The organism is Sphingomonas sp. EU05-FHT14C10 (genome assembly GCF_058790595.1).
This window is the reverse complement of sequence record NZ_JBYTEN010000002.1, coordinates 235,261-254,241: the sequence shown is the minus strand read 5'-3', so window position 1 is coordinate 254,241 and position 18,981 is coordinate 235,261. Positions and strand designations below refer to the sequence as shown.

Annotated in this window: 20 protein-coding genes; 13 read left to right on the top strand and 7 right to left on the bottom strand. The window is 67.0% G+C overall.

What is annotated here, in order from left to right; all coding sequences use genetic code 11:
• Positions 1-52 precede the first annotated feature (52 nt).
• The 6 genes from AC3WT0_RS03965 to AC3WT0_RS03940 all read right to left on the bottom strand — a co-directional run bounded on the left by AC3WT0_RS03965 (position 53) and on the right by AC3WT0_RS03940 (position 6,239).
• Complete coding sequence (locus AC3WT0_RS03965; protein WP_492751655.1) at positions 53-853, bottom strand: transglutaminase family protein; 801 nt, start codon at positions 851-853, stop codon at positions 53-55.
• Complete coding sequence (locus AC3WT0_RS03960; protein ID WP_492751654.1) at positions 853-1,788, bottom strand: alpha-E domain-containing protein; 936 nt, start codon at positions 1,786-1,788, stop codon at positions 853-855. Before AC3WT0_RS03960 ends, AC3WT0_RS03965 begins: the two co-directional genes overlap by 1 nt.
• Positions 1,788-3,272 (bottom strand): circularly permuted type 2 ATP-grasp protein, encoded by a 1,485-nt coding sequence (locus tag AC3WT0_RS03955; RefSeq protein ID WP_492751653.1) that lies wholly within the window; start codon positions 3,270-3,272, stop codon positions 1,788-1,790. The genes AC3WT0_RS03960 and AC3WT0_RS03955 overlap by 1 nt, the downstream gene beginning before the upstream one ends.
• 84 nt (positions 3,273-3,356) lie before the next feature.
• The gene (locus tag AC3WT0_RS03950) at positions 3,357-4,388 is read right to left on the bottom strand and encodes a sterol desaturase family protein (protein WP_492751652.1); all 1,032 of its coding nucleotides are present in this window, start codon (positions 4,386-4,388) and stop codon (positions 3,357-3,359) included.
• Between the two features lie 123 nt (positions 4,389-4,511).
• Entirely contained in the window at positions 4,512-5,225 is a 714-nt protein-coding gene (gene ctrA, locus AC3WT0_RS03945) for a response regulator transcription factor CtrA (protein WP_492751651.1), read from the bottom strand.
• 111 nt (positions 5,226-5,336) lie between these two features.
• Positions 5,337-6,239, bottom strand: a complete 903-nt coding sequence (locus AC3WT0_RS03940; protein WP_492751649.1) for a LysR family transcriptional regulator — start codon at positions 6,237-6,239, stop codon at positions 5,337-5,339.
• A 107-nt stretch (positions 6,240-6,346) separates the two neighbouring features.
• Between AC3WT0_RS03940 and AC3WT0_RS03935 the strand changes: the two genes are divergently transcribed.
• From AC3WT0_RS03935 to AC3WT0_RS03910, 6 genes are all read left to right on the top strand, one after another.
• Positions 6,347-7,054, top strand: a complete 708-nt coding sequence (locus AC3WT0_RS03935; RefSeq protein ID WP_492751648.1) for a pirin family protein — start codon at positions 6,347-6,349, stop codon at positions 7,052-7,054.
• Between the two features lie 90 nt (positions 7,055-7,144).
• Positions 7,145-7,747 carry an NAD(P)H:quinone oxidoreductase gene (gene wrbA / locus AC3WT0_RS03930; RefSeq protein WP_492751646.1) on the top strand — a complete coding sequence of 201 codons (603 nt, stop codon included), beginning with the start codon at positions 7,145-7,147 and terminating at the stop codon, positions 7,745-7,747.
• A gap of 175 nt (positions 7,748-7,922) precedes the next feature.
• Positions 7,923-8,645, top strand: coding sequence for an RluA family pseudouridine synthase (locus AC3WT0_RS03925; protein ID WP_492751645.1), 723 nt, complete (start codon positions 7,923-7,925; stop codon positions 8,643-8,645).
• The gene (gene arfB, locus AC3WT0_RS03920; RefSeq protein WP_492751643.1) at positions 8,638-9,045 is read left to right on the top strand and encodes an alternative ribosome rescue aminoacyl-tRNA hydrolase ArfB; all 408 of its coding nucleotides are present in this window, start codon (positions 8,638-8,640) and stop codon (positions 9,043-9,045) included. Before AC3WT0_RS03925 ends, arfB begins: the two co-directional genes overlap by 8 nt.
• A gap of 14 nt (positions 9,046-9,059) precedes the next feature.
• Positions 9,060-9,560 (top strand): GAF domain-containing protein, encoded by a 501-nt coding sequence (locus AC3WT0_RS03915; RefSeq protein ID WP_492751641.1) that lies wholly within the window; start codon positions 9,060-9,062, stop codon positions 9,558-9,560.
• A gap of 94 nt (positions 9,561-9,654) precedes the next feature.
• Positions 9,655-10,503, top strand: coding sequence for an RcnB family protein (locus AC3WT0_RS03910; RefSeq protein ID WP_492751639.1), 849 nt, complete (start codon positions 9,655-9,657; stop codon positions 10,501-10,503).
• 14 nt (positions 10,504-10,517) lie between these two features.
• On the opposite strand, the gene AC3WT0_RS03905 is transcribed toward AC3WT0_RS03910, so the two are convergent.
• Complete coding sequence (locus tag AC3WT0_RS03905) at positions 10,518-10,973, bottom strand: universal stress protein (protein ID WP_492751637.1); 456 nt, start codon at positions 10,971-10,973, stop codon at positions 10,518-10,520.
• A 156-nt stretch (positions 10,974-11,129) separates the two neighbouring features.
• Between AC3WT0_RS03905 and AC3WT0_RS03900 the strand changes: the two genes are divergently transcribed.
• From AC3WT0_RS03900 to AC3WT0_RS03870, 7 genes are all read left to right on the top strand, one after another.
• Positions 11,130-12,434, top strand: a complete 1,305-nt coding sequence (locus AC3WT0_RS03900) for a pyruvate dehydrogenase complex dihydrolipoamide acetyltransferase (RefSeq protein ID WP_492751635.1) — start codon at positions 11,130-11,132, stop codon at positions 12,432-12,434.
• A gap of 35 nt (positions 12,435-12,469) precedes the next feature.
• Positions 12,470-13,867 carry a dihydrolipoyl dehydrogenase gene (lpdA, locus tag AC3WT0_RS03895; RefSeq protein ID WP_492751634.1) on the top strand — a complete coding sequence of 466 codons (1,398 nt, stop codon included), beginning with the start codon at positions 12,470-12,472 and terminating at the stop codon, positions 13,865-13,867.
• Between the two features lie 76 nt (positions 13,868-13,943).
• Positions 13,944-14,492 carry a hypothetical protein gene (locus AC3WT0_RS03890; RefSeq protein ID WP_492751632.1) on the top strand — a complete coding sequence of 183 codons (549 nt, stop codon included), beginning with the start codon at positions 13,944-13,946 and terminating at the stop codon, positions 14,490-14,492.
• Positions 14,493-14,587: 95 nt separating this feature from the next.
• Complete coding sequence (locus tag AC3WT0_RS03885) at positions 14,588-16,003, top strand: hypothetical protein (RefSeq protein ID WP_492751630.1); 1,416 nt, start codon at positions 14,588-14,590, stop codon at positions 16,001-16,003.
• Positions 16,004-16,046: 43 nt separating this feature from the next.
• A complete protein-coding gene (locus tag AC3WT0_RS03880; protein ID WP_492751628.1) occupies positions 16,047-16,973 on the top strand; it encodes an aminotransferase class IV in 927 nt (308 codons plus the stop codon).
• Positions 16,970-17,707, top strand: coding sequence for a sulfotransferase-like domain-containing protein (locus AC3WT0_RS03875; protein WP_492751627.1), 738 nt, complete (start codon positions 16,970-16,972; stop codon positions 17,705-17,707). Before AC3WT0_RS03880 ends, AC3WT0_RS03875 begins: the two co-directional genes overlap by 4 nt.
• The gene (locus AC3WT0_RS03870) at positions 17,704-18,981 is read left to right on the top strand and encodes a Xaa-Pro dipeptidase (RefSeq protein WP_492751625.1); all 1,278 of its coding nucleotides are present in this window, start codon (positions 17,704-17,706) and stop codon (positions 18,979-18,981) included. The genes AC3WT0_RS03875 and AC3WT0_RS03870 overlap by 4 nt, the downstream gene beginning before the upstream one ends.

The following is an 18,981-nucleotide window of genomic DNA, read 5'->3' as shown; positions in this document are numbered from 1 at the left end:
CGCGAGCGAAGCCGGGAGACGCGTCTCGACTGCGCCCAGCACGAACGGGGAACTAAGCCGGTTCGACGCGCACGTCGACGTCGAGCAGCTCCGCGCCGCCGCCGATGCGCGACCCGCTGATCGGCATGGCGTGCGTCGCGTCGATCCCGCAGGCGACGCGGACATAGGTCTCGTCGGGGCTATGGCCGACCGCCGGATCGAACCCGACCCAGCCGAGATCGTCCAGATAGGCCTCGACCCAGGCATGGGCGGTCATGCGGGCGGGCGCGCCGAGGCTGAGGCAATGGCCCGAGACATAGCGCGCCGGAACCCCGATGCCGCGCGCGGCGGCGACGAAGAGATGCGCGAAATCCCGCGCCACGCCCCGGCGCTGACGGAAAACATCGGCGGCGGTGCGGTCGGGATCGACGCGGCAATCTACGAAGGCGGCGTGGACGCGGATCGCCCTGTTGAGCGCGTGGAGCTTCTCGATCCGGTCGCCGCCGCGCGCATGAGTGCGGGCGAAGTCGCAGATCTGGTCGTTATAGGTGGTGAGCGGGGTGAGACGGAGATAAAGCGAGGGCGGCAGTGGTTCATATGTGTCGGCAAGGATGCCGTTGCGATCCTCGGTCAGCACTTCGCCATGCACGGTGATGTCGAGCCGATCGATCGGCCCGTCGATATAGAGCATCGTCACGACATTGCCGTAGCCGTCAAGATGCTCGCGCAGACGCGTGTCGCAATCGACGTCGATCCGCCAGTCGATCACCGATTGCGCTTCATGATCCTGCGGCGTCATGCGCAGCAACTGGACGACGCGCGCCTGCGGCTCGGTGAAGAAATAGCTCGTGCGATGATCGACCGCGATGCGCATCAGAAGAACCGGAACTGGCGGGCGATCGCACCATCGAGCTCGGCATTCTCGTCGATGAACGCGCCGAGATATTCGTGGAAGCCTTGCGCGAAGATATGGTCGACCGTGAGCCGCGCGAAATGCGAGAGGCGCGCGCGCGCCATGCGGTCGGCCTCCCCCTGCAGCCCCATGCGCTTGGCGAGGGCGTTGAGCAGATTGACGACTTCCTCGCAGGCGGCGGCGAGCGAGCGCGGCAATTCGCGCCGGACGACGAGCAGCTCGACGACGTCGGCCGGGCGCAGGCCCTCGCGGTAGAGCCAGCGATAGGCGGTGACGGCCGAGACGGTCTGGAGGATCGTCGTCCATTGATCGCGGTCGACGGTGCCGCCGACCGTCTCGCCCGCCGGCAGCAACAAGTGATATTTGACGTCGAGCAGACGCGCAGTGTTGTCGGCGCGCTCGATCGCCGAGCCGAGCTGGACGAACCAGCTCGCCTGATTGCGCATCATGCGGTGGATCGCGCCTTCGAAGCCGCGCGTCTCCGCCTTGGTCTGCTCGACGAGGTTGAGCGTCGCCTGCGCGCCGCCGGGGCTCGACCGGTTGCTGAACACCAGCCAGGCGCGGTTGATCGCCGTCCACGCCTCGCGCGTGAGCGCGGTGCGGACGGCGCGGGCATTGTTGCGCGCCATCGACAGGCAACTGACGATCGATCCCGGATGCGTGTCGGACAGCGTCAGGAAGCGGGCGACGCTGTGCGCGGTCAGCGTCTCGCCGGTCGCGGCGAAGGCTTCGTCGGCGCCCGTGACGATCAGCGCGCTTTGCCATGCGGCATCGCCGGCCGGGCGCGCGGACAGGGCGTCGAGCCGGACGGTCGCCTCGACGAGGCGGGCGGTGAAATCGGCGCGCTCGACATAGCGGCCAAGCCAGTAAAGGCAGGATGCGGTGCGCGAGAGCATTATTGCTGCACCTGCATCTGCGCGTCGGGCGGCAAGGTGGGCGGACATTCGCCTTCGTCGAGCAGCACGAAGCTGTCCTTGGTGCCGCCGCCCTGGCTGGAATTGACGACCAGCGACCCTTCGCGCAGCGCGACGCGGGTGAGACCGCCGGGGACGATCTTCACGCCCTTCGATCCGGTAAGGACGAAGGGTCGGAAATCGACGTGGCGCGGCGCGATGCCGTCCTGCGTCAGCGTCGGTACGGTCGAGAGGGCGAGAGTGGGCTGGGCGATGTAGCGTTGCGGCTCGGCGACCAGCGCGGCGCGGAAATCCTCGATCTCCTGCTTCGATGCGGTGGGGCCGACGAGCATGCCGTAGCCGCCCGATCCGTCGACCAGCTTCACCACCAGCTCGGGCAGATGTTCGAGCACATATCTGAGCGCGTCGGGCTCGCGGCAGCGCCATGTCTCGACATTGGGGAGCGCAGCGTCCCCGCCCGAATAATAGCGCACGATTTCGGGCATATAGCTGTAGATCGCCTTGTCATCGGCGATGCCGGTGCCGGGTGCGTTGATGATCGTGACGTTGCCCGCCGCATAGGCGGCGATCAGCCCCGGCACGCCGAGCATCGAATCCGGGCGGAAGACGAGCGGATCGAGGAAGTCATCGTCGACGCGGCGATAGATGACGTCGACCTTCACCCGGCCCGAGATGGTCCGCATCCAGACCATGTCCTCGTCAACCTCAAGGTCGGCGGCCTCGACAAGCTCGACGCCCATCGTGTCGGCGAGGAAGCTGTGCTCGTAATAGGCCGAGTTGAAATGGCCGGGGGTGAGCACGACGCAGACCGGATCGGCGCCGGTGTGCGGCGGCGCGACCGAGCGCATCGTCTCCAGCAGAAGATCGGGATAGCTGTCGACGGCGGCGACGCGATATTGGCGGAAAAGCTCGGGACAGAGGCGGATCATCGCCTCGCGATTCTCGAGCATGTAGGACACGCCCGAGGGGGTGCGCGCATTATCCTCGAGCACGAAGAAGTCGTAGGGGCCGGTGCGGACCATATCGATGCCGCAGATATGCGCGTAGATGCCGTGCGGCGGGCGCGCGCCCGCGATCTCGGGCCGGAACTGCGGATTGCCGAGGATCAGGTCGGGCGGCAGGACGCCGTCGGCGAGGATCTTTCGCGGGCCGTAGATGTCGGCGAGGAAGGCGTTGATCGCCTCGACGCGCTGGACGAGGCCGGCGGAAAGGCGCGCCCATTCGGACGCGGTGAAGACGCGCGGGACGATGTCGAAGGGAATGATGCGCTCGGCGGCGTCGGCATCGCCATAGACGGCGAAGGTGATGCCGAGCTGGCGGAAGGTCTGCTCGGCGGATTGCTGGCGGCGGAGAAGCTCGGTCGTCGAGGTTTCCTCCATCCACCGCGCGAGCGAAGCGAATTGCGGTCGGGGCGCCGCGCTTTTGCCCGAGCCCCAGATTTCGTCGAACGCCCTACGTCCCGCCATTCACGCTCCCGAACGACCAGCACCATCCAATGGCCCCAGACTGCGACGTTTTTTTGCGGCGCACAAGGGGCGTGGGCGGCAGCTTCAGCGCTGGAGGCGGCTTTTGCGTCCGGCGGCGGGGGGCGGCAAAGCGCGCGCGATCATGCGCGCGGCGTCGGCGAAAGGCGTGAGGAAGATGCCGGACAGATCGTGCCGGCCTGGCTCGCCCGTGACGCCAAAGGCGAGCGCGGGGCGCTTGTGCGGCGGGAGGACGAGCGTGCCGAACAGCCAGTCGAAGAGCGCGAGGCTCGCGCCGAAATTGCAGTCGCGATGTGCGGGGGCCGAGGAATGGTGAAGCTGATGGTGCGCCGGGCTCTGAAGCAGCCGGCCCGCGATCCCGCGAAACGCGATCCACAAATGCGTATGCAGCAGATGCGTGAGCATCCAGCCGCACAGGACCAGCAGCAGGTTTGCGCCGCCGATGGTCAGCAGGCCGGGATCGCCGCCCAGAAGGAAAGCGAGCGCGGCCCCGGTGCTCCCCGTCACCAGTGCGACGATATTGATGAAGATGAGGCTGTTGACCGGATGGATGCGGTAGTTGGTGAGCGGCGAAAGCGACTCCGCGCTGTGATGCACCTTATGGAAATGCCAGAGCAGCGGCACCTTGTGCGACAGGAAATGATCGAGCCAATAGGCGAATTCATAGGCCAGGAAGAGCAGGACGGTCGTGATCGCCATGCCCAACCAGTGCGGGATCGGGGCGGCGGGCATCTGTCCAAACGCCGTCGTCAGTATCGCGCCGGCAGCGCTGTAGACGCCGGCGGTCGAGACGATCGCCCATCCGAACAGGCTCGTCGCGGCAAAGGCGTTGAACAGGAACAGCTTGATATCTGCCTGTGCCGACCGGCTGGTGACCAGGCGGCGCGGAAAAAGCGCCCGGAGAATGACGCGCGGGCGCAGCGGCCGCGCGCGCCGCCTGCGCGAGAGCGTGAAGATCAGCGCGATCAGCAGCGCGCAGCCAAGCGCCTGAACCGACAGCAGCGACGCCGGCGACAGAAGCTTGTCTGCGATCCGCGCGACGGCACCCTCGGCGATCAGCCGCGCGGTGTGGAGAGGAGAGGCGGTCAGGAACTGCATGGCGCTTGTCTGAAGCGCGGAGCCTAGCGGGGAGGGTTGAGCAAAGCGTTAAGCGCCGGCGCGGATGCAAAAAGGCCGGCGATCTCTCGCCGGCCTCCTGCTTTGGACGCTTTGGACAGGGGATCAGGCGACCGCCGCGATCGGCTCAGCCGCGAACTCCTCGTCCGGATCGCGCAGCACATAGCCGCGGCCCCAGACGGTCTCGATATAATTGTCGCCGCTGCAGGCGAGGCTCAGCTTCTTGCGGAGTTTGCAGATGAAAACGTCGATGATCTTCAGCTCGGGCTCGTCCATCCCGCCATAGAGGTGGTTGAGGAACATTTCCTTGGTGAGCGTGGTGCCCTTGCGGAGCGAAAGCAGCTCCAGCATCGCATATTCCTTGCCGGTCAGGTGCACGCGGGCGCTGTCGACCTCGACGGTCTTGGCGTCGAGGTTCACCGCCAGCTTGCCGGTGCGGATGACCGACTGCGAATGGCCCTTCGAGCGGCGGACGACCGCGTGGATGCGGGCGACCAGCTCGTCGCGGTGGAAAGGCTTGGTGACGTAATCGTCGGCGCCGAAGCCGAAGGAGCGGACCTTGGAGTCCATCTCGTTGATGCCCGACAGGATCAGCACCGGAGTCTGAACCTTCGCGGTGCGAAGCCGCTTCAGCACGTCATAGCCGTGCATGTCGGGCAGGTTCAGGTCGAGCAGAATGATGTCGTAATCATAGAGCTTGCCCAGATCGAGGCCTTCCTCGCCCAGATCCGTCGTATAGACGTTGAACCCCTCGGAGGACAGCATCAGCTCGATCGCCTTGGCGGTCGTCGGCTCATCCTCGATCAGCAACACGCGCATTTGCAGTCCCCCTCTACGGCATCATGGCGGATCGCCCTCGGATGCCCCCGGACATTCATTAACCATTCGACGTGTGAACGACAAACGTTAATATCGTGTTAAGTCAGCGGGTCAGCGCGGACAGTCGGTAAACGCCGTGAGGAGATAGGCGATCAGCGCTTCGACCCGCGCGGGGCGCAACGCGCCGGGGGGCGTGACGAGGTGAAGCGCGACCGGCGGCGGCGACCAGTCGGTCAGGATCGGCTCCAAAATGCCCTTCTCGATATCCTCGCCGATAATGAAGTCGGGCAGGATCGCGATGCCCAGTCCGGCGCGCAGCGAGGGAAGCAGCGCCTCTCCACTGTTCGCGATCAACGGGCCGCGCGGGCGGACGGCGGCTTCGGCGCCGCCGGGGCCAATGAAGCGCCAGAGATTGGGGGTGGGGAGCAGCGAATAGCCAAGGCAATCATGCTCGCCCAGTTCGGCAGGGTGATGCGGGCGGCCCTTGCGATCGAGATAGGCGGGCGCGGCCGCGATATAGGCCTTCACCGATCCGACACGGCGTGCGCGCAGCGAGCTGTCGGGCAGCGACGCGATACGCAGCGCGACGTCGATCCCCTCGGCGACCAGATCGATCTTGGCGTCGCTGAGGCGCAGGTCGATCGTGATGTTGGGATGGAGTTTCAGGAATTCGGCGATGGCGGGGCTGACGCGCTGGAGGCCGAAAGTCATCGGCGCGGCGACGGTGACGAGGCCGCTGGGCGCCGCCGCCTCGTCGTGCGCCGCTTCCTCGGCATTGCGCGCCTCGGCCAGCATCCCGCCGGCGCGCGGGGCGAGGGCGCGGCCGGCGGCGGTGAGCGTCAGCGTCCGCGAGGTGCGGTGAAAAAGCTGTGTGCCGAGCTGGGTTTCCAGCCGGGTTATCGCCTTGGACACAGTTGCCTTGGATAGGCTGAGCGCATCGGCGGCGGCGGTGAAGCTGCGTTGTTCGACGACGGTGGCGAAAATCGCCCAGGCTTCGAGATCGGGAAGTCGCATAAAGTGAAACGATCCGTTTCCAACGTTTCTATTTCTGTTTCGATCATGCGCGCTATCTAGGTCTCAAGCAAGCGGTGGCCGCAGCGGCCGCGCACAGGAGATTGAACATGGTTGAGAAACGCAGCTTCGAAAGCCTCGGCCACGCCGACCATGGCTGGCTCAACGCCCGCCACCATTTCTCGTTCGCCAACTATTATGATCCGGCCCGCATGGGCTGGGGTAAGATCCGCGTCTGGAACGACGACGAGATCGCGCCGAACAGCGGTTTCCCGGCGCACCCCCACGCCGACATGGAGATTATCACCTATGTCCGCGACGGCGCGATCACGCACCAGGACAGCATGGGCAACAAGGGCCGCACCGAGGCCGGCGATGTTCAGGTGATGAGCGCCGGCACCGGCGTTCGCCACTCGGAATATAATCTGGAGCCGGAAACTACCCGAATCTTCCAGATCTGGATCGAGCCGAAGCGTCGTGGCGGTTCGCCGAGCTGGGGCGCGAAGCCTTTCCCCAAGGGCGACCGTTCGGGCAAGTTCGTGACGCTGGCGAGCGGCTTTTCGGAAGACATCGAGCAGAGCGGCGCTCTCCCGATCCGCGCCGATGCCCGCGTGCTGGGCGCGACGCTGAAGGCGGGCGAGACCCTCGACTATGAAGTCGGCGAGGGCCGCCATGCCTATCTCGTTCCGGCGACCGGCAAGATCCTGGTCGACGGCAAGGCGTTCAAGGCCCGCGACGGCGCGGCGCTTGGCGGCGGTCGTACCGTCACGATCAAGGCCGATGAAGATGCCGAGCTGGTGCTCGTCGACGCCGAATAAATAGTTCCCCCGGCCCTGCGCGCGATGTCCCCCCCTCCCGGCGCGCGGGGCCACCCTTCTTCTCAAGCCGTTCATCCAAGGAGACTGACAATGGCTAAGGTTCTGGTTCTCTATTACTCGTCCTACGGCCATATCGAGCAGATGGCCGACGCGATCGCCGAGGGCGCGAAGAGCGCCGGCGCCGAGGTCGATATCCGCCGCGTTCCCGAAACCGCCCCCGAGGCGGTGGTCGCCGCCGCAGGCTTCAAGACCGACACCGCGCACCCCGCGATCGAAAGCGTCGAGAAGCTCGCCGAATATGACGCGATTATCGTCGGTTCGCCGACGCGCTTCGGCCGCCTTTCGAGCCAGATGGCGTCGTTCCTCGACCAGGCCGGCGGCCTGTGGTTCCGCGGCGCATTGAACGGCAAGGTCGGCGCGGTCTTCACCTCGACCGCCAGCCAGCATGGCGGGCAGGAGACCACGCTCTTCTCGCTGATCACCAACCTGCTGCACTTCGGCATGACGATCGTCGGCCTCGACTATGGCTTCCAGGGCCAGATGGGCGTCGATGTCGTGAAGGGCGGCGCGCCTTATGGCGCCACCACGATCGCCGACGGCGACGGCAGCCGCCAGCCGAGCGCATCGGAACTGGACGGCGCGCGCTATCTGGGCGCCCGCGTCGCCAACACGGCGGCCAAGCTGTTCGCCTGATCGTCATTGCGAGCAACGCGAAGCAATCCAGTGTGATGTTCGGTATCGGCTGGATTGCTTCGGCGGCTTCGCCGCCTCGCAATGACGGCGATCTCGTTCCGTGCTCCGGCGAAAGCCGGAGCACTTTGCGTTTGCGGAAGTGTGAGGGCTTTTTATCGTCCCCCGGATTCGCCATATGCGCGCCATGCTGAATGACAGGGTCATCTTCATCGACGGCGAGGCGATCGTGGTGGACAAGCCTTCGGGCCTGCCCGTCGATCCGCCGCGCGACGGATCGCTGAGCGTCGAAAATCACCTCGCCTCGCTGGCCTTCGGATTCCAGCGCTGGCCGACGCCGGTCCACCGGCTCGATCGCGACACCAGCGGCTGCCTGCTGCTTGCGCGCAATCCCAAGGCGCACAAGCGCTTTGCGCAGGCGTTCGAGGCGGGGCTGGTGACGAAGGAATATCTGGCCGTCGTCGAAGGCGTGCCGGCGGAGGCGGAAGGCACGATCGCGCTGTCGCTGTCCAAGGTCAGCACGCGCGAGAAGGGCTGGCGGATCATCCTCGCCAAGAAGGGCCAGCCGGCAGTGACGCACTGGACCAGGATCGCCGAACATGGCGGGCGATCGCTGATCCTGTTCAGGCCCGAGACGGGGCGCACGCACCAGTTGCGCGTCCATGCGGCATCGGGGCTGGGCATGCCGATCGTTGGCGATCCGGTATACGGGACGGGCGGCGAGCCGATGCTGCTCCACGCCAGCCGCATCCGGATGGAGCGCGAAGGCAAGAAACCGGTCGAGGCCGCTGCGGCGCTGCCCGAGAGCTTTGCGAAAGCGGGCTTTGCCTATGCAGTCGAAGGCGCGAACGGGCCGGTGGATACTAGCGTCGAGCCCGCCCCCGCCGAGTCCGATGGCTGACTGGCCGCCGCTGCCCGAAGAGGCGATCGAGGAACGCTTCATCGCGTCCTCGGGGCCGGGCGGGCAGAATGTGAACAAGGTGGCGACGGCGGTGCAGTTGCGCCTCGACGTCTTCGCGCTGCGCCTGCCGCCGCCCGTCTATGCGCGGCTGAAGGTGATCGCGGGGAGCAAGTGGACGCAGGACGGCGAGATCGTCGTCACCGCGCGCACGCACCGCACGCAGGACATGAACCGGGTCGAGGCGCGCGAGCGGCTGGCCGAGATGGTGGGCAAGGCCCGCATTGCCCCGGTCCGCAGGGTCAAGACCAAGCCGAGCCGATCGGCGAAGCAGAAACGGATGGAAGGCAAGGCGATCCGCGCCTCGGTGAAGAAGGGGCGCGGCAAGGTCTCGCTGGATTGAATGGAGCCACGGGCATGTATCAGTTCGACATCAAGGCCGACGGCGCGAAGGCCGAACTTTATCGCGAGCTTGCCGGCGCGCTCGACGCGCTGACCGAGAGCGAGCCCGATCCCGTCGCCAACATGGCGAACGCGGCGGCGCTGATCTGGGAATATCTGCCCGACCTCAACTGGGCGGGCTTTTATCGGCTGGTCGACGGTGAACTGGTGCTTGGGCCGTTCCAGGGCAAGGTGGCGTGCATCCGCATCGGGATCGGCGAGGGCGTATGCGGCACCGCGGCCGCGACGCGCGAGACGCAACTGGTGCCCGACGTCCACGCCTTCCCCGGGCATATCGCCTGCGATTCGGCCTCGGCGAGCGAGCTCGTCGTGCCGATTGTGCATGAAGGCGAGCTGGTCGGCGTGCTCGATCTCGACAGCCCCAGCCTGGCGCGCTTCGACGCCGAGGACGCCGCCGGCTGCGAGGCGCTGGTCGCGCTCATCGCGTCCCGGGTGACCCGTAACGGGACGGCCTGAGGCCGCTTTCCACGTTGGGCGTGCCTGCCCCGCGATGCTAAATGGGGCTTTAACCGCCCTGACCAGCGGGCGGCGCGACGACAGGGGAGTGCGCATGCGGAGGATCTGGCTGATCGCCGGACTGGCATTGGCGAGCGGCGGCGCGGCGGGGGCCGTGACGCAGGCGCCGCCGAGCCTGCCTTATCATCCGATGATCGCGACCGGGCCGGGGCCGATCGTGACGCAGGTCGGCGCCGACCGCGCGCCGCCGCCGCGCGCGCAGCGCTGGGACGGGGCGCAGTGGGACGGGGGCAATCGCCCGCAGGCCTATCGCCGGCCGTCGCGCGGGTGGATCGTGCCGGCCTATTGGACCGCGCCCAATTTCATCGTCGGCAACTTCGCCGACTATGGCCTCGCGCCGCCGCCTGCCGGCTATGTCTGGTCGCGCTATTATGACGATGCGGTGCTGATCGACCGCGAGGGGCGCGTCTATGACTGGGTGGAGCGGATCGGCTGGGATGCGCTGCGCCCCGCGCCGCAGCGCTACGCCTATGATTATGACGGCGTCACGCTGGGCGGGCATATCTATAACGGCACATGGGAAGGAACGTGGACCGGCAGCTATGACGGCGCGCCGCCCGAACGCTATCAGGGGCGTTTCGACGGGGGCTATGACGGTCCCGTTCCGGGCGCGGGCTATGACGAGCCCGCTCCGCCTGCCTTTGTCCAGCCGGCCTATCCGCCGCAGCCCGTCTATGGCGGGCCGGCTTATCCGGCGCCGGGCTATGGCGGCAGCTATGTCTATACCGGCGGCTGGTATTATCCTGCGCCGACGGTGACGACGGTGGTGATCCAGTCGCAGCCGGTGGTGACGACCACGACGCGCGTCGTGGAATATGTCGTCGCGCGGCCGGTGATGCGCGCCAAGCCCAAGGCGATCCGGCGGCCGCGCTGTCGCTGCTGAGCGACGAGCCGGGGTCAGCTCAACCGGTCTAGCGCCTCGCGTGTCAGCGATCCGGGGATCAACATGAGCGGGCAGGGGAGGTTGGCGGCCTCCGCACCGGTGAAATGCGCAACGAGGGGGCCGGGGCCGCCGCTTGCCGCGATGCCGAGGACGAGCGCGGCGACTTCGGGGTTCGCGGCCAGCGCCTCGCGCACCAGCTTGACCGGATCGCCCGTCCTGACCGTGATCGAGGGGCGGACGCCCGCCTCCTCGACGAGCGTGCCGGCCGCGCTGGCGACCAGCGCCTCGGCATGGGCGCGGGCCTCCTCTTCCATCGTGGCCTGGACGCCGCCCCACTGGACGAATTCGGACTGCGCGACGACCGCGAGAATCTGGACGCCGCCGCCGGTCTTCGCGGCGCGGCGCGCGGCGAAGCGCAGCGCGCTTTCCGATTCGGCTGTCTCGTCGATCACCACCAGATAGGTGCGCATGGCATTTGACCCCTGAGCCGCCCGCTTTGCCAACGGGCGGCGAAGCGAAGGTGGGGCATCGTGACCACTTGCGCAAGCGGCGGCCTTGACCCGCCGGGGGGCTTCGACGAAGAGGCAACCCGACCCTACGGAATCTGATCGAGGACGACTCTACACATGCCCATCGAGCTCAAGATGCCCGCTCTTTCGCCGACCATGGAGGAAGGGACGCTGGCGAAGTGGCTGGTGAAGGAAGGCGACAGCGTGAAATCCGGCGACCTGCTCGCCGAGATCGAGACCGACAAGGCGACGATGGAGTTCGAGGCGGTCGACGAAGGCACCGTGCTCAAGATTCTGGTCCCGGAAGGCACCGACAATGTGAAGGTCGGCGCGGTGATCGCGGTGATCGGCGCGGAAGGCGAGGATGCCTCCGCCGTGTCTGCGAGCGCGCCTGCGCCTTCCGCCGCCCCCGCCGCCAGGGAGGAGCCCAAGGCCGAGGTGCCGGCCGCCGCGCCGACGTCCGCTCCGACCCCCGCGCCTGCACCGGCCGCTGCTCCTGTTGCGAGCGGCGACCGCGTGAAGGCGAGCCCGCTCGCGCGCCGCATCGCCGATCAGAAAGGCGTCGACATCGCCGCGCTGACCGGCACCGGCCCCGGTGGACGGATCGTGAAGGCGGATGTCGAGGGTGCGACGCCGGGCGCCAAGCCTGCCGTTGCCGCCGCTGCGCCCGTGGCCGCGCCGGCCGCTGCTGCCACGGCCCCCGCTGCTGCGCCTGCCGCGTTCGAGACCGATATTCCGCACGAGGCGATCAAGCTCTCGAACATGCGCAAGACGATCGCGCGCCGCCTGACTGAGTCCAAGCAGCAGGTGCCGCATTATTATCTGACGATCGACGTCAGTCTCGATCCGCTGCTCAAGCTGCGCGGCGAGCTCAACGCGGGGCTGGCCTCGCGCGGGGTGAAGCTGTCGGTCAACGACCTGCTGATCAAGGCGCTGGCCGTGGCCCTCGAGCAGGTGGGCGACGCCAATGTCAGCTTCGCTGGCGACACGCTGATCAAATATAGCCGCGCCGACATCTCGATGGCGGTGGCGATCGACGGCGGGCTCATCACCCCGGTGATCAAGGACGCGGGCGCCAAGACGCTGTCGCGGATCGCGACCGAGGCCAAGGATCTCGCGCTGCGCGCCCGCGAAGGCAAGCTGAAGCCCGAGGAGTATCAGGGCGGCACCGCATCGATCTCCAACCTCGGCATGTACGGGATCAAGCAGTTCGACGCCGTGATCAATCCGCCGCAGGCGATGATCCTTGCGGTCGGCGCGGGCGAGAAGCGGCCCTTCGTGGTCGACGATGCGCTGGCGATCGCGACGGTAATGAGCGCAACGGGCAGCTTCGACCATCGCGCGATCGACGGTGCGGTCGGCGCCCAGCTCATGCAGGCCTTCCGCGACCTCGTCGAGAAGCCGCTGGGCATGATCGCCTGACGCACTGCGTTTCCTGGATTTGAAGGATCGGAACCTTGGCTGATACTTTTGACCTCATCGTCCTCGGCTCGGGGCCGGGCGGCTATGTCGCGGCGATCCGGGCGAGCCAGCTCGGGCTGAAATGCGCGATCGTCGAGCGCGAGCTGCTGGGCGGCATCTGCCTCAACTGGGGCTGTATTCCGACCAAGGCGCTGCTGCGCACGTCCGAAGTCTATCATTACATGTCGCATGCGGCCGATTACGGCCTGACCGCGACGCCGGGCTTCGAGCTCGACAAGATCGTCCAGCGCAGCCGCAAGGTCGCGGGCCAGCTGAACAGCGGCGTCAAGGGCCTGATGAAGAAGCACAAGGTCGCGGTCTATGAAGGCGTGGGCACGCTGACCGGCAAGGGCAAGCTCTCGGTCAAGCTCAACGACGGCAAGACAGCGGAGCTGGAAGCGAAGAACATCATCGTCGCGACGGGTGCACGGGCGCGCGAGCTGCCCTTCGCCAAGGCCGACGGCGAGCGCATCTGGACCTATCGCCACGCGATGACGCCCAAGGAAATGCCGACCAAGTTGCTGGTCATCGGATCGGGCGCGATCGGCGTCGAGTTCGCCAGCTTCTACAATGACATGGGTTCGGAAGTGACGATCGTCGAGATGCTTGATCGCGTGGTGCCGGTGGAGGATGCCGACGTGTCGGACTTCATGGCCAAGGCGCTGAAGAAGCAGGGCATGACCGTGCTGACCTCGACCGGGGTCCAGTCGCTCAAGGTCACGCCCAAGGGCGTCACCGCCGAGATCAAGGACAAGGACGGCAAGGTCACCGCGCAGGAATACAGTCATGTGATCGTCGCAATCGGCATCGTCCCCAATGTCGAGGGCGTCGGGCTGGAGACGGTGGGCGTGAAGCAGGCCAAGAACGGCCATATCGAGATTGACGGCTATTGCCGCACCTCGGCCGAGGGCATCTGGGCGATCGGCGACGTGTGCGGCGCGCCCTGGCTGGCGCACAAGGCGATGCACGAAGCGGTGATCGCGGCCGAGGCGATCGCCGGTCAGCATCCGCACCCGATCGCGCCCGGCAGCATCCCGGGCTGCACCTATTCGCGCCCGCAGATCGCGTCGGTCGGCATGACCGAAGCCAAGGCCAAGGAAAGCGGCCGCGCGATCAAGGTCGGCAAGTTCCCTTTCATCGGCAACGGCAAGGCGATCGCGCTGGGCGAGCCCGAGGGCTTCACCAAGACGATCTTCGACGCCGAGACGGGCGAGCTGCTGGGCGCACACATGATCGGCGCGGAAGTGACCGAGCTGATCCAGGGCTTCACTATCGCGCGCACGCTGGAGACGACCGAGGCCGATCTGATGGCCACCGTCTTCCCGCACCCGACGGTGAGCGAGACGATGCACGAAAGCGTGCTGAGCGCCTACGGACGCCCGCTGCACATCTGATAGCGCCGCGCTCCGGCGAAAGCCGGAGCGCGGTTCAGGCTTGTCGTTACGGGGGCGACGTGCGAGCAGATCGGGCATGACGCAAGAGGGGCAGGGCAAAGCTGGCGCAACGGACGAAGCAATCGTCGTACGGTTCAGCAGGATTTGGATGATCTACATGGTGGTCATGAGCGCCGCGGCAACGCTGGCGTTGGGCTATATCGGTCTCAATCCGCCGCCACCCGATTCCTATGGCCTCAGATTCGCGCTGCTTGGCTATGCCGTTAACGCCACCACATGGGGCGGAATGGCGTGGGCCTATCTTCTAGGCGCTGCGATCGGTGGCTTCGGCATCTTCATCGGCATCAGGCGCTGGGTGGACGAAACGGCCTGGAACGTCACCGGCGACGCTATCCGCGGGCATTGGTCGCTGTGGGTGCCCAAGATGACATGGAATGACGTCGAGGCTGTCTCGATTCAGGATGGCAGCCTGTTTCCATTGCGCAGCAAGTCGCTTCTGGTCGAATATGTTGTCAACGATCGCATCAAACGCGCGCCGTTGCCGATGACCAATTTGCGGCGCGGAGATGTCGAGCGATTTCTTTCCGCCGCCGAGGAGCATGGCAAGTATCGGGACGACGCCTGATATCTGCGAGACCATAGAAAGCGGACCGGCCAGCCACCGCATAGGCAAGCGCGGCGCTTGTTGTCGTTCACCCCTTTGCGTGCAATCACGCTGTCATGTCGAACGTCACGCAGGGAAAGGTGCTCACGGGAGCGGCTCTGCTGTGCCTGATCGCGCTTTTCCTGTGGTGGCCCGGGGTCGCGCTTTACGACAGCGTTGCGCAATATGGGCAGGTGCTGAGCGGGCGCTATGACGACTGGCATCCGCCCGCCATGGCGCGGCTGTGGACGGTCTTTGCGCAGGGCTGGCGCGGGACGGGGCCGATGTTCCTGCTGCAGATGCTGCTCTACTGGGGCGGGATCGGGCTGATCGCGGCGGGGCTGGCGCGGCGGGGGGCGATGAAGGCCGCTGTCGTGCTGCTGGCGATCGGCGCCTGCCCGCTGTTCCTCGCCTGGCAGGCGGCGGTGCTCAAGGATTCGCAGATGCTGGGCGCGATGTTGGCGGCGACGGGGATCGTCGGCTGGCATCGGCTGGGCGGGCGGCGCATCGGGTGCTGGGCAATGGCGATCGTGGTGCTCCTCCTCATCTACGCGACGCTGGTGCGCGCGAACGCCGCCTTTGCGAGCGTGCCGCTGGCCTTCGCGCTGGCGGGGTGGCCGGGGCCGCGCGCGTTGCCGATGAGGGCCGCGCTGGTGGTTGCGGCGATGGCGGCGGCGATTCTCGTCGGCGGGACGATCGGCCGGATCGGGGCCGAACGCAGCGGCGTCGCCCGCGTCCAGCCGCTCTACGATCTGGTCGGGATCGACCATTATGGCGGTGATGTCGCCATCCCCGGCGTGACGCGCCCGGAGCTTGCCCAAGTGCATGAGGGGCGATGCTACACGCCCTTCTACTGGGATCCGCTGGGTGACGACGGGCGCTGCGGCTGGCTGGCGCAGCGGCTGCTGCCCGCCGCGTCGGGGGGCAATCTCTATGCGAGCTGGCTGGTCGCGGTCGCGACGCACCCGATCGCCTATGCGCGGCATCGGCTGGGGCATCTCAACATGAGCGAGCGGCTGTGGACGCCGCGCGGGCTGCCGAGCGCGGCGCCGCCGGCACGGAGCGAGCCCAATGACATCGGGCTCGTCTCCCCCACCCGGCGTGCGATGCTGGTGACGATGGCGGCGGCATGGCTGGCGGAAACGCCGGTGGGCTGGCCGGCGGTCTGGCTGGTTGCCGGATTGGGGCTGCTGTGGACGGCGGCAGCGACGGCGGCATCGCCCGCGCGGGCATTGGCGATTGCGCTCGGCGTCTCGGCGCTGGCGCTGGAGGCGAGCTTCGTGGTGGTTAGCATCGCTTCGGACCTGCGCTATCATCTCTGGTCGATGATCGCGGTGGCGATCGGCTGGGTGCTGCTCGCATCCGCCGGGCCTTTGCCGCGCGGGCGGGTTGTGTTCGCCGTCGTCGCCATATCGGCCGTCGCGGCGATCGCGATTGTTGCGCGTATGACACTGCCGCCGATCGTCGGGGGCTATCGCGCGATGCTTGGTTGAGCATGATCTTGCGCCCGGCCGTCGGGGATGCGACCAGATAGGCATGTCGTTCGGCACGCACAGCTTCTCCCCCGACCCGCGCAATGAAAGCGTGCTCATCAATATCAACGGCGATCTCGTGCCGCGTCCGCAGGCGAGCGTCTCGGTCTTCGATTCGGGATTCATGCTGGGCGACGGGGTGTGGGAAGGGTTGCGCGTCCATGACGGGCGCGTCGCTTTCCTCGATCGGCATATGGACCGGCTCTACGAGGGCGCGAAGGCGATCGCGCTCGATATCGGGATCGACCGGGCGGCGCTCGAGGCGCGCATCTACGATACGCTCGACGCCAACGCGATGGACGGCGAGGGCGTCCATATCCGACTGATGGTCACGCGCGGAGTGCGATCGACGCCCTATCAGGATCCGCGCGTCGTCATCTCGGGCGCGACGATCGTCATCATCCCCGAATGGAAGCGGCCCGCGCCCGAAACAGCGACGCGCGGGATGAAGCTGTTCACCGTCCACGTCCGGCGCGGCTTCCCCGACGTGCAGGACCCCAAGCTCAATTCGCACAGCAAGCTCAACTGCATCACCGCGTGCATCCAGGCGATCGAGGCGGGGGCCGACGAGGCGCTGATGCTCGACCCCCACGGCTTCGTCGCGACGTGCAACTCGACGCATTTCTTCATCGTCCGCAAGGGCGAGGTGTGGACCTCGACCGGCGACTATTGCCTCGACGGGATCACGCGGCGCAACGTGATCGAGATGTGCCGCGAGGCGGGCATCCCGGTCCATGAGCGCAATTTCTCGCTGACCGACGTCTATGGAGCCGACGAGGCGTTCGTGACCGGTACCTTCGCGGGACTGGCGCCGGTCGGGACGATCGACGGGCGCCACATCAGCGACGGGCGCGGCCCGATGGTCGAGCGGCTGCAGGGGTTGTACCGACAACGTGTCGCGGCCGACGTTGCGGGGCGATCCCGCCGATGACGCTGCGCATCGCCATGTGGTCGGGGCCACGCAATATCTCGACGGCGATGATGCGCAGCTTTTCTAGCAGGCCCGACACGGCGGTGAGCGACGAGCCTTTCTACGGCTGCTTCCTTGAGCAGACCGGGCTCGATCATCCGATGCGCGACGCGATCGTCGCGGACATGGACTGCGACTGGTGGACGGTCGCGGTGACGCTGTCCGAAGGCGCGCCGGACGATAAGCCCGTCTGGTATCAGAAGCATATGTCGCACCATATGGTCGGTCCGGTGGTGCCCGATGATCTGCCGGGCTTCACCCACGCCTTCCTGATCCGCGATCCGGCGCGGATGGTCGCGTCCTATGCCGCCAAGCGCGAGAGCGTCTGCCCCGACGATCTGGGGCTGGCGCGCCAGCGCGCCTTCTTCGAGCGCGAGTGCGACCGGCTGGGCAAGGCGCCGGCGGTTGTCGATTCGGCCGACGTGCTGCGCGATCCGGCGGGGACGCTTTCGGCGCTGTGCGATGCGCTCGGCATTGGCTGGACCGATGCGATGCTGCGCTGGCCGGCGGGGCGGCATGCCGCCGACGGCATATGGGCGCCGCACTGGTATGGCAGGGTCGAGGCAAGCACCGGATTCGAAGGCGCGGAAGGCGCGCCGCCCGCGCTCGACGCCGACTTGCGGGCCGTCGCCGAGGCGTGCATGGCGGACTATCAGGCAATGGCCGTGCATGCGGTGGGCAGGGGACAGGAATGAAGCGCGTGATGTTGGCTGCGGCGGCGATGATCTGCGCCGCGCAGGCCCAGGCCGAGACCGTGGTGGTGACGGCGGCGAAGATGATCGACGTGATCGGCGGCAAGACGGTGGACGAGCCTGTGGTGGTGATCACCGACGGGCGGATCGCATCGGTCGTCGGGCGCGGCGGCGGCAGGCCGCAGATTCCGGCGGGCGCGAAGCGGATCGACCTGCCCGGCAAGACGATCCTCCCCGGCCTGATCGACATGCATGTCCACCTTACCGGGCTTGCCGAGGTCGGCGGCTATCGCGGGCTGCAATATACCGACAGCTTCTGGAGCGCGGTGGGCGTCGCCAACGCGAAGAAGACGCTGGATGCAGGCTTCACCTCGGTCCGCAACGTGGGATCGAGCGACTTTCAGGACGTCGGCCTGCGACAGGCGATCGACGAGGGCTATATTCCGGGCCCGCGCATGACGGCGGCGGCCTATGCGATCGGCGCGACGGGCGGGCATTGCGACGAGACCGGGCTACCCCCCAGCCTCGACCGCAAGGCGCCCTCCGTGGTCGACAATCCCGAGGAAGCGCGCGCCAAGGTGCGCTGGCTGCGCAAATATGGTGCGCAGGTGATCAAGATCTGCGCGACGGGCGGCGTCTTCTCGATGGGCGATTCCGTCGGCGCGCAGCAGCTTTCGTTCGAGGAGATGAAGGCGATCGCCGAGGAAGCGCATATGCTGGGCATGAAGGTGGCGGCGCATGCGCACGGCAATGAAGGCATCCGCACCGCGATCGAGGCGGGCATCGACACGATCGAGCATTGCAGCCTTGCCGACGACGAGACGATCGCGCTCGCGGCGAAGAAGCGCGTCTGGTTCGACATGGATATCTATAATGACGACTATATCCTCGCCACCGGCGAGGCGAACGGCACCACGCCCGAAAGCCTCGCCAAAGAGAAAATGATCGGTCGTCTCCAGCGCGAGACCTTCCGCAAGGCGGTGAAGGCCGGCGTGCCGATGCTCTTCGGCACCGATGCCGGCGTCTATCCGCACGGCGACAATGGCAAGCAGTTCGCCAAGATGGTCGAATGGGGCATGACGCCGATGCAGGCGATCCAGGCGGCGACCAAGAGCGCGGCGGAGGCGCTGGGTCAGACGCACGATGTCGGCGCGATCGAGGCCGGGCGTTACGGCGACATCATCGCGGTCGATGGCGATCCGCTGCGCGACGTCCGTCAGCTTGAGAAAGTGACGGTGGTCATCAAGGGGGGCGTGCTGGTCAAGCAGGCCGACTGA

Coding starts and splice junctions, on each gene's coding strand:
- AC3WT0_RS03965 (WP_492751655.1), bottom strand. CDS start 853: ATGCGCATCGCGGTCGATCATCGCACGAGCTATTTCTTCACCGAGCCG.
- AC3WT0_RS03960 (WP_492751654.1), bottom strand. CDS start 1,788: ATGCTCTCGCGCACCGCATCCTGCCTTTACTGGCTTGGCCGCTATGTC.
- AC3WT0_RS03955 (WP_492751653.1), bottom strand. CDS start 3,272: ATGGCGGGACGTAGGGCGTTCGACGAAATCTGGGGCTCGGGCAAAAGC.
- AC3WT0_RS03950 (WP_492751652.1), bottom strand. CDS start 4,388: ATGCAGTTCCTGACCGCCTCTCCTCTCCACACCGCGCGGCTGATCGCC.
- ctrA (WP_492751651.1), bottom strand. CDS start 5,225: ATGCGCGTGTTGCTGATCGAGGATGAGCCGACGACCGCCAAGGCGATC.
- AC3WT0_RS03940 (WP_492751649.1), bottom strand. CDS start 6,239: ATGCGACTTCCCGATCTCGAAGCCTGGGCGATTTTCGCCACCGTCGTC.
- AC3WT0_RS03935 (WP_492751648.1), top strand. CDS start 6,347: ATGGTTGAGAAACGCAGCTTCGAAAGCCTCGGCCACGCCGACCATGGC.
- wrbA (WP_492751646.1), top strand. CDS start 7,145: ATGGCTAAGGTTCTGGTTCTCTATTACTCGTCCTACGGCCATATCGAG.
- AC3WT0_RS03925 (WP_492751645.1), top strand. CDS start 7,923: ATGCGCGCCATGCTGAATGACAGGGTCATCTTCATCGACGGCGAGGCG.
- arfB (WP_492751643.1), top strand. CDS start 8,638: ATGGCTGACTGGCCGCCGCTGCCCGAAGAGGCGATCGAGGAACGCTTC.
- AC3WT0_RS03915 (WP_492751641.1), top strand. CDS start 9,060: ATGTATCAGTTCGACATCAAGGCCGACGGCGCGAAGGCCGAACTTTAT.
- AC3WT0_RS03910 (WP_492751639.1), top strand. CDS start 9,655: ATGCGGAGGATCTGGCTGATCGCCGGACTGGCATTGGCGAGCGGCGGC.
- AC3WT0_RS03905 (WP_492751637.1), bottom strand. CDS start 10,973: ATGCGCACCTATCTGGTGGTGATCGACGAGACAGCCGAATCGGAAAGC.
- AC3WT0_RS03900 (WP_492751635.1), top strand. CDS start 11,130: ATGCCCATCGAGCTCAAGATGCCCGCTCTTTCGCCGACCATGGAGGAA.
- AC3WT0_RS03890 (WP_492751632.1), top strand. CDS start 13,944: ATGACGCAAGAGGGGCAGGGCAAAGCTGGCGCAACGGACGAAGCAATC.
- AC3WT0_RS03885 (WP_492751630.1), top strand. CDS start 14,588: ATGTCGAACGTCACGCAGGGAAAGGTGCTCACGGGAGCGGCTCTGCTG.
- AC3WT0_RS03880 (WP_492751628.1), top strand. CDS start 16,047: ATGTCGTTCGGCACGCACAGCTTCTCCCCCGACCCGCGCAATGAAAGC.
- AC3WT0_RS03875 (WP_492751627.1), top strand. CDS start 16,970: ATGACGCTGCGCATCGCCATGTGGTCGGGGCCACGCAATATCTCGACG.
- AC3WT0_RS03870 (WP_492751625.1), top strand. CDS start 17,704: ATGAAGCGCGTGATGTTGGCTGCGGCGGCGATGATCTGCGCCGCGCAG.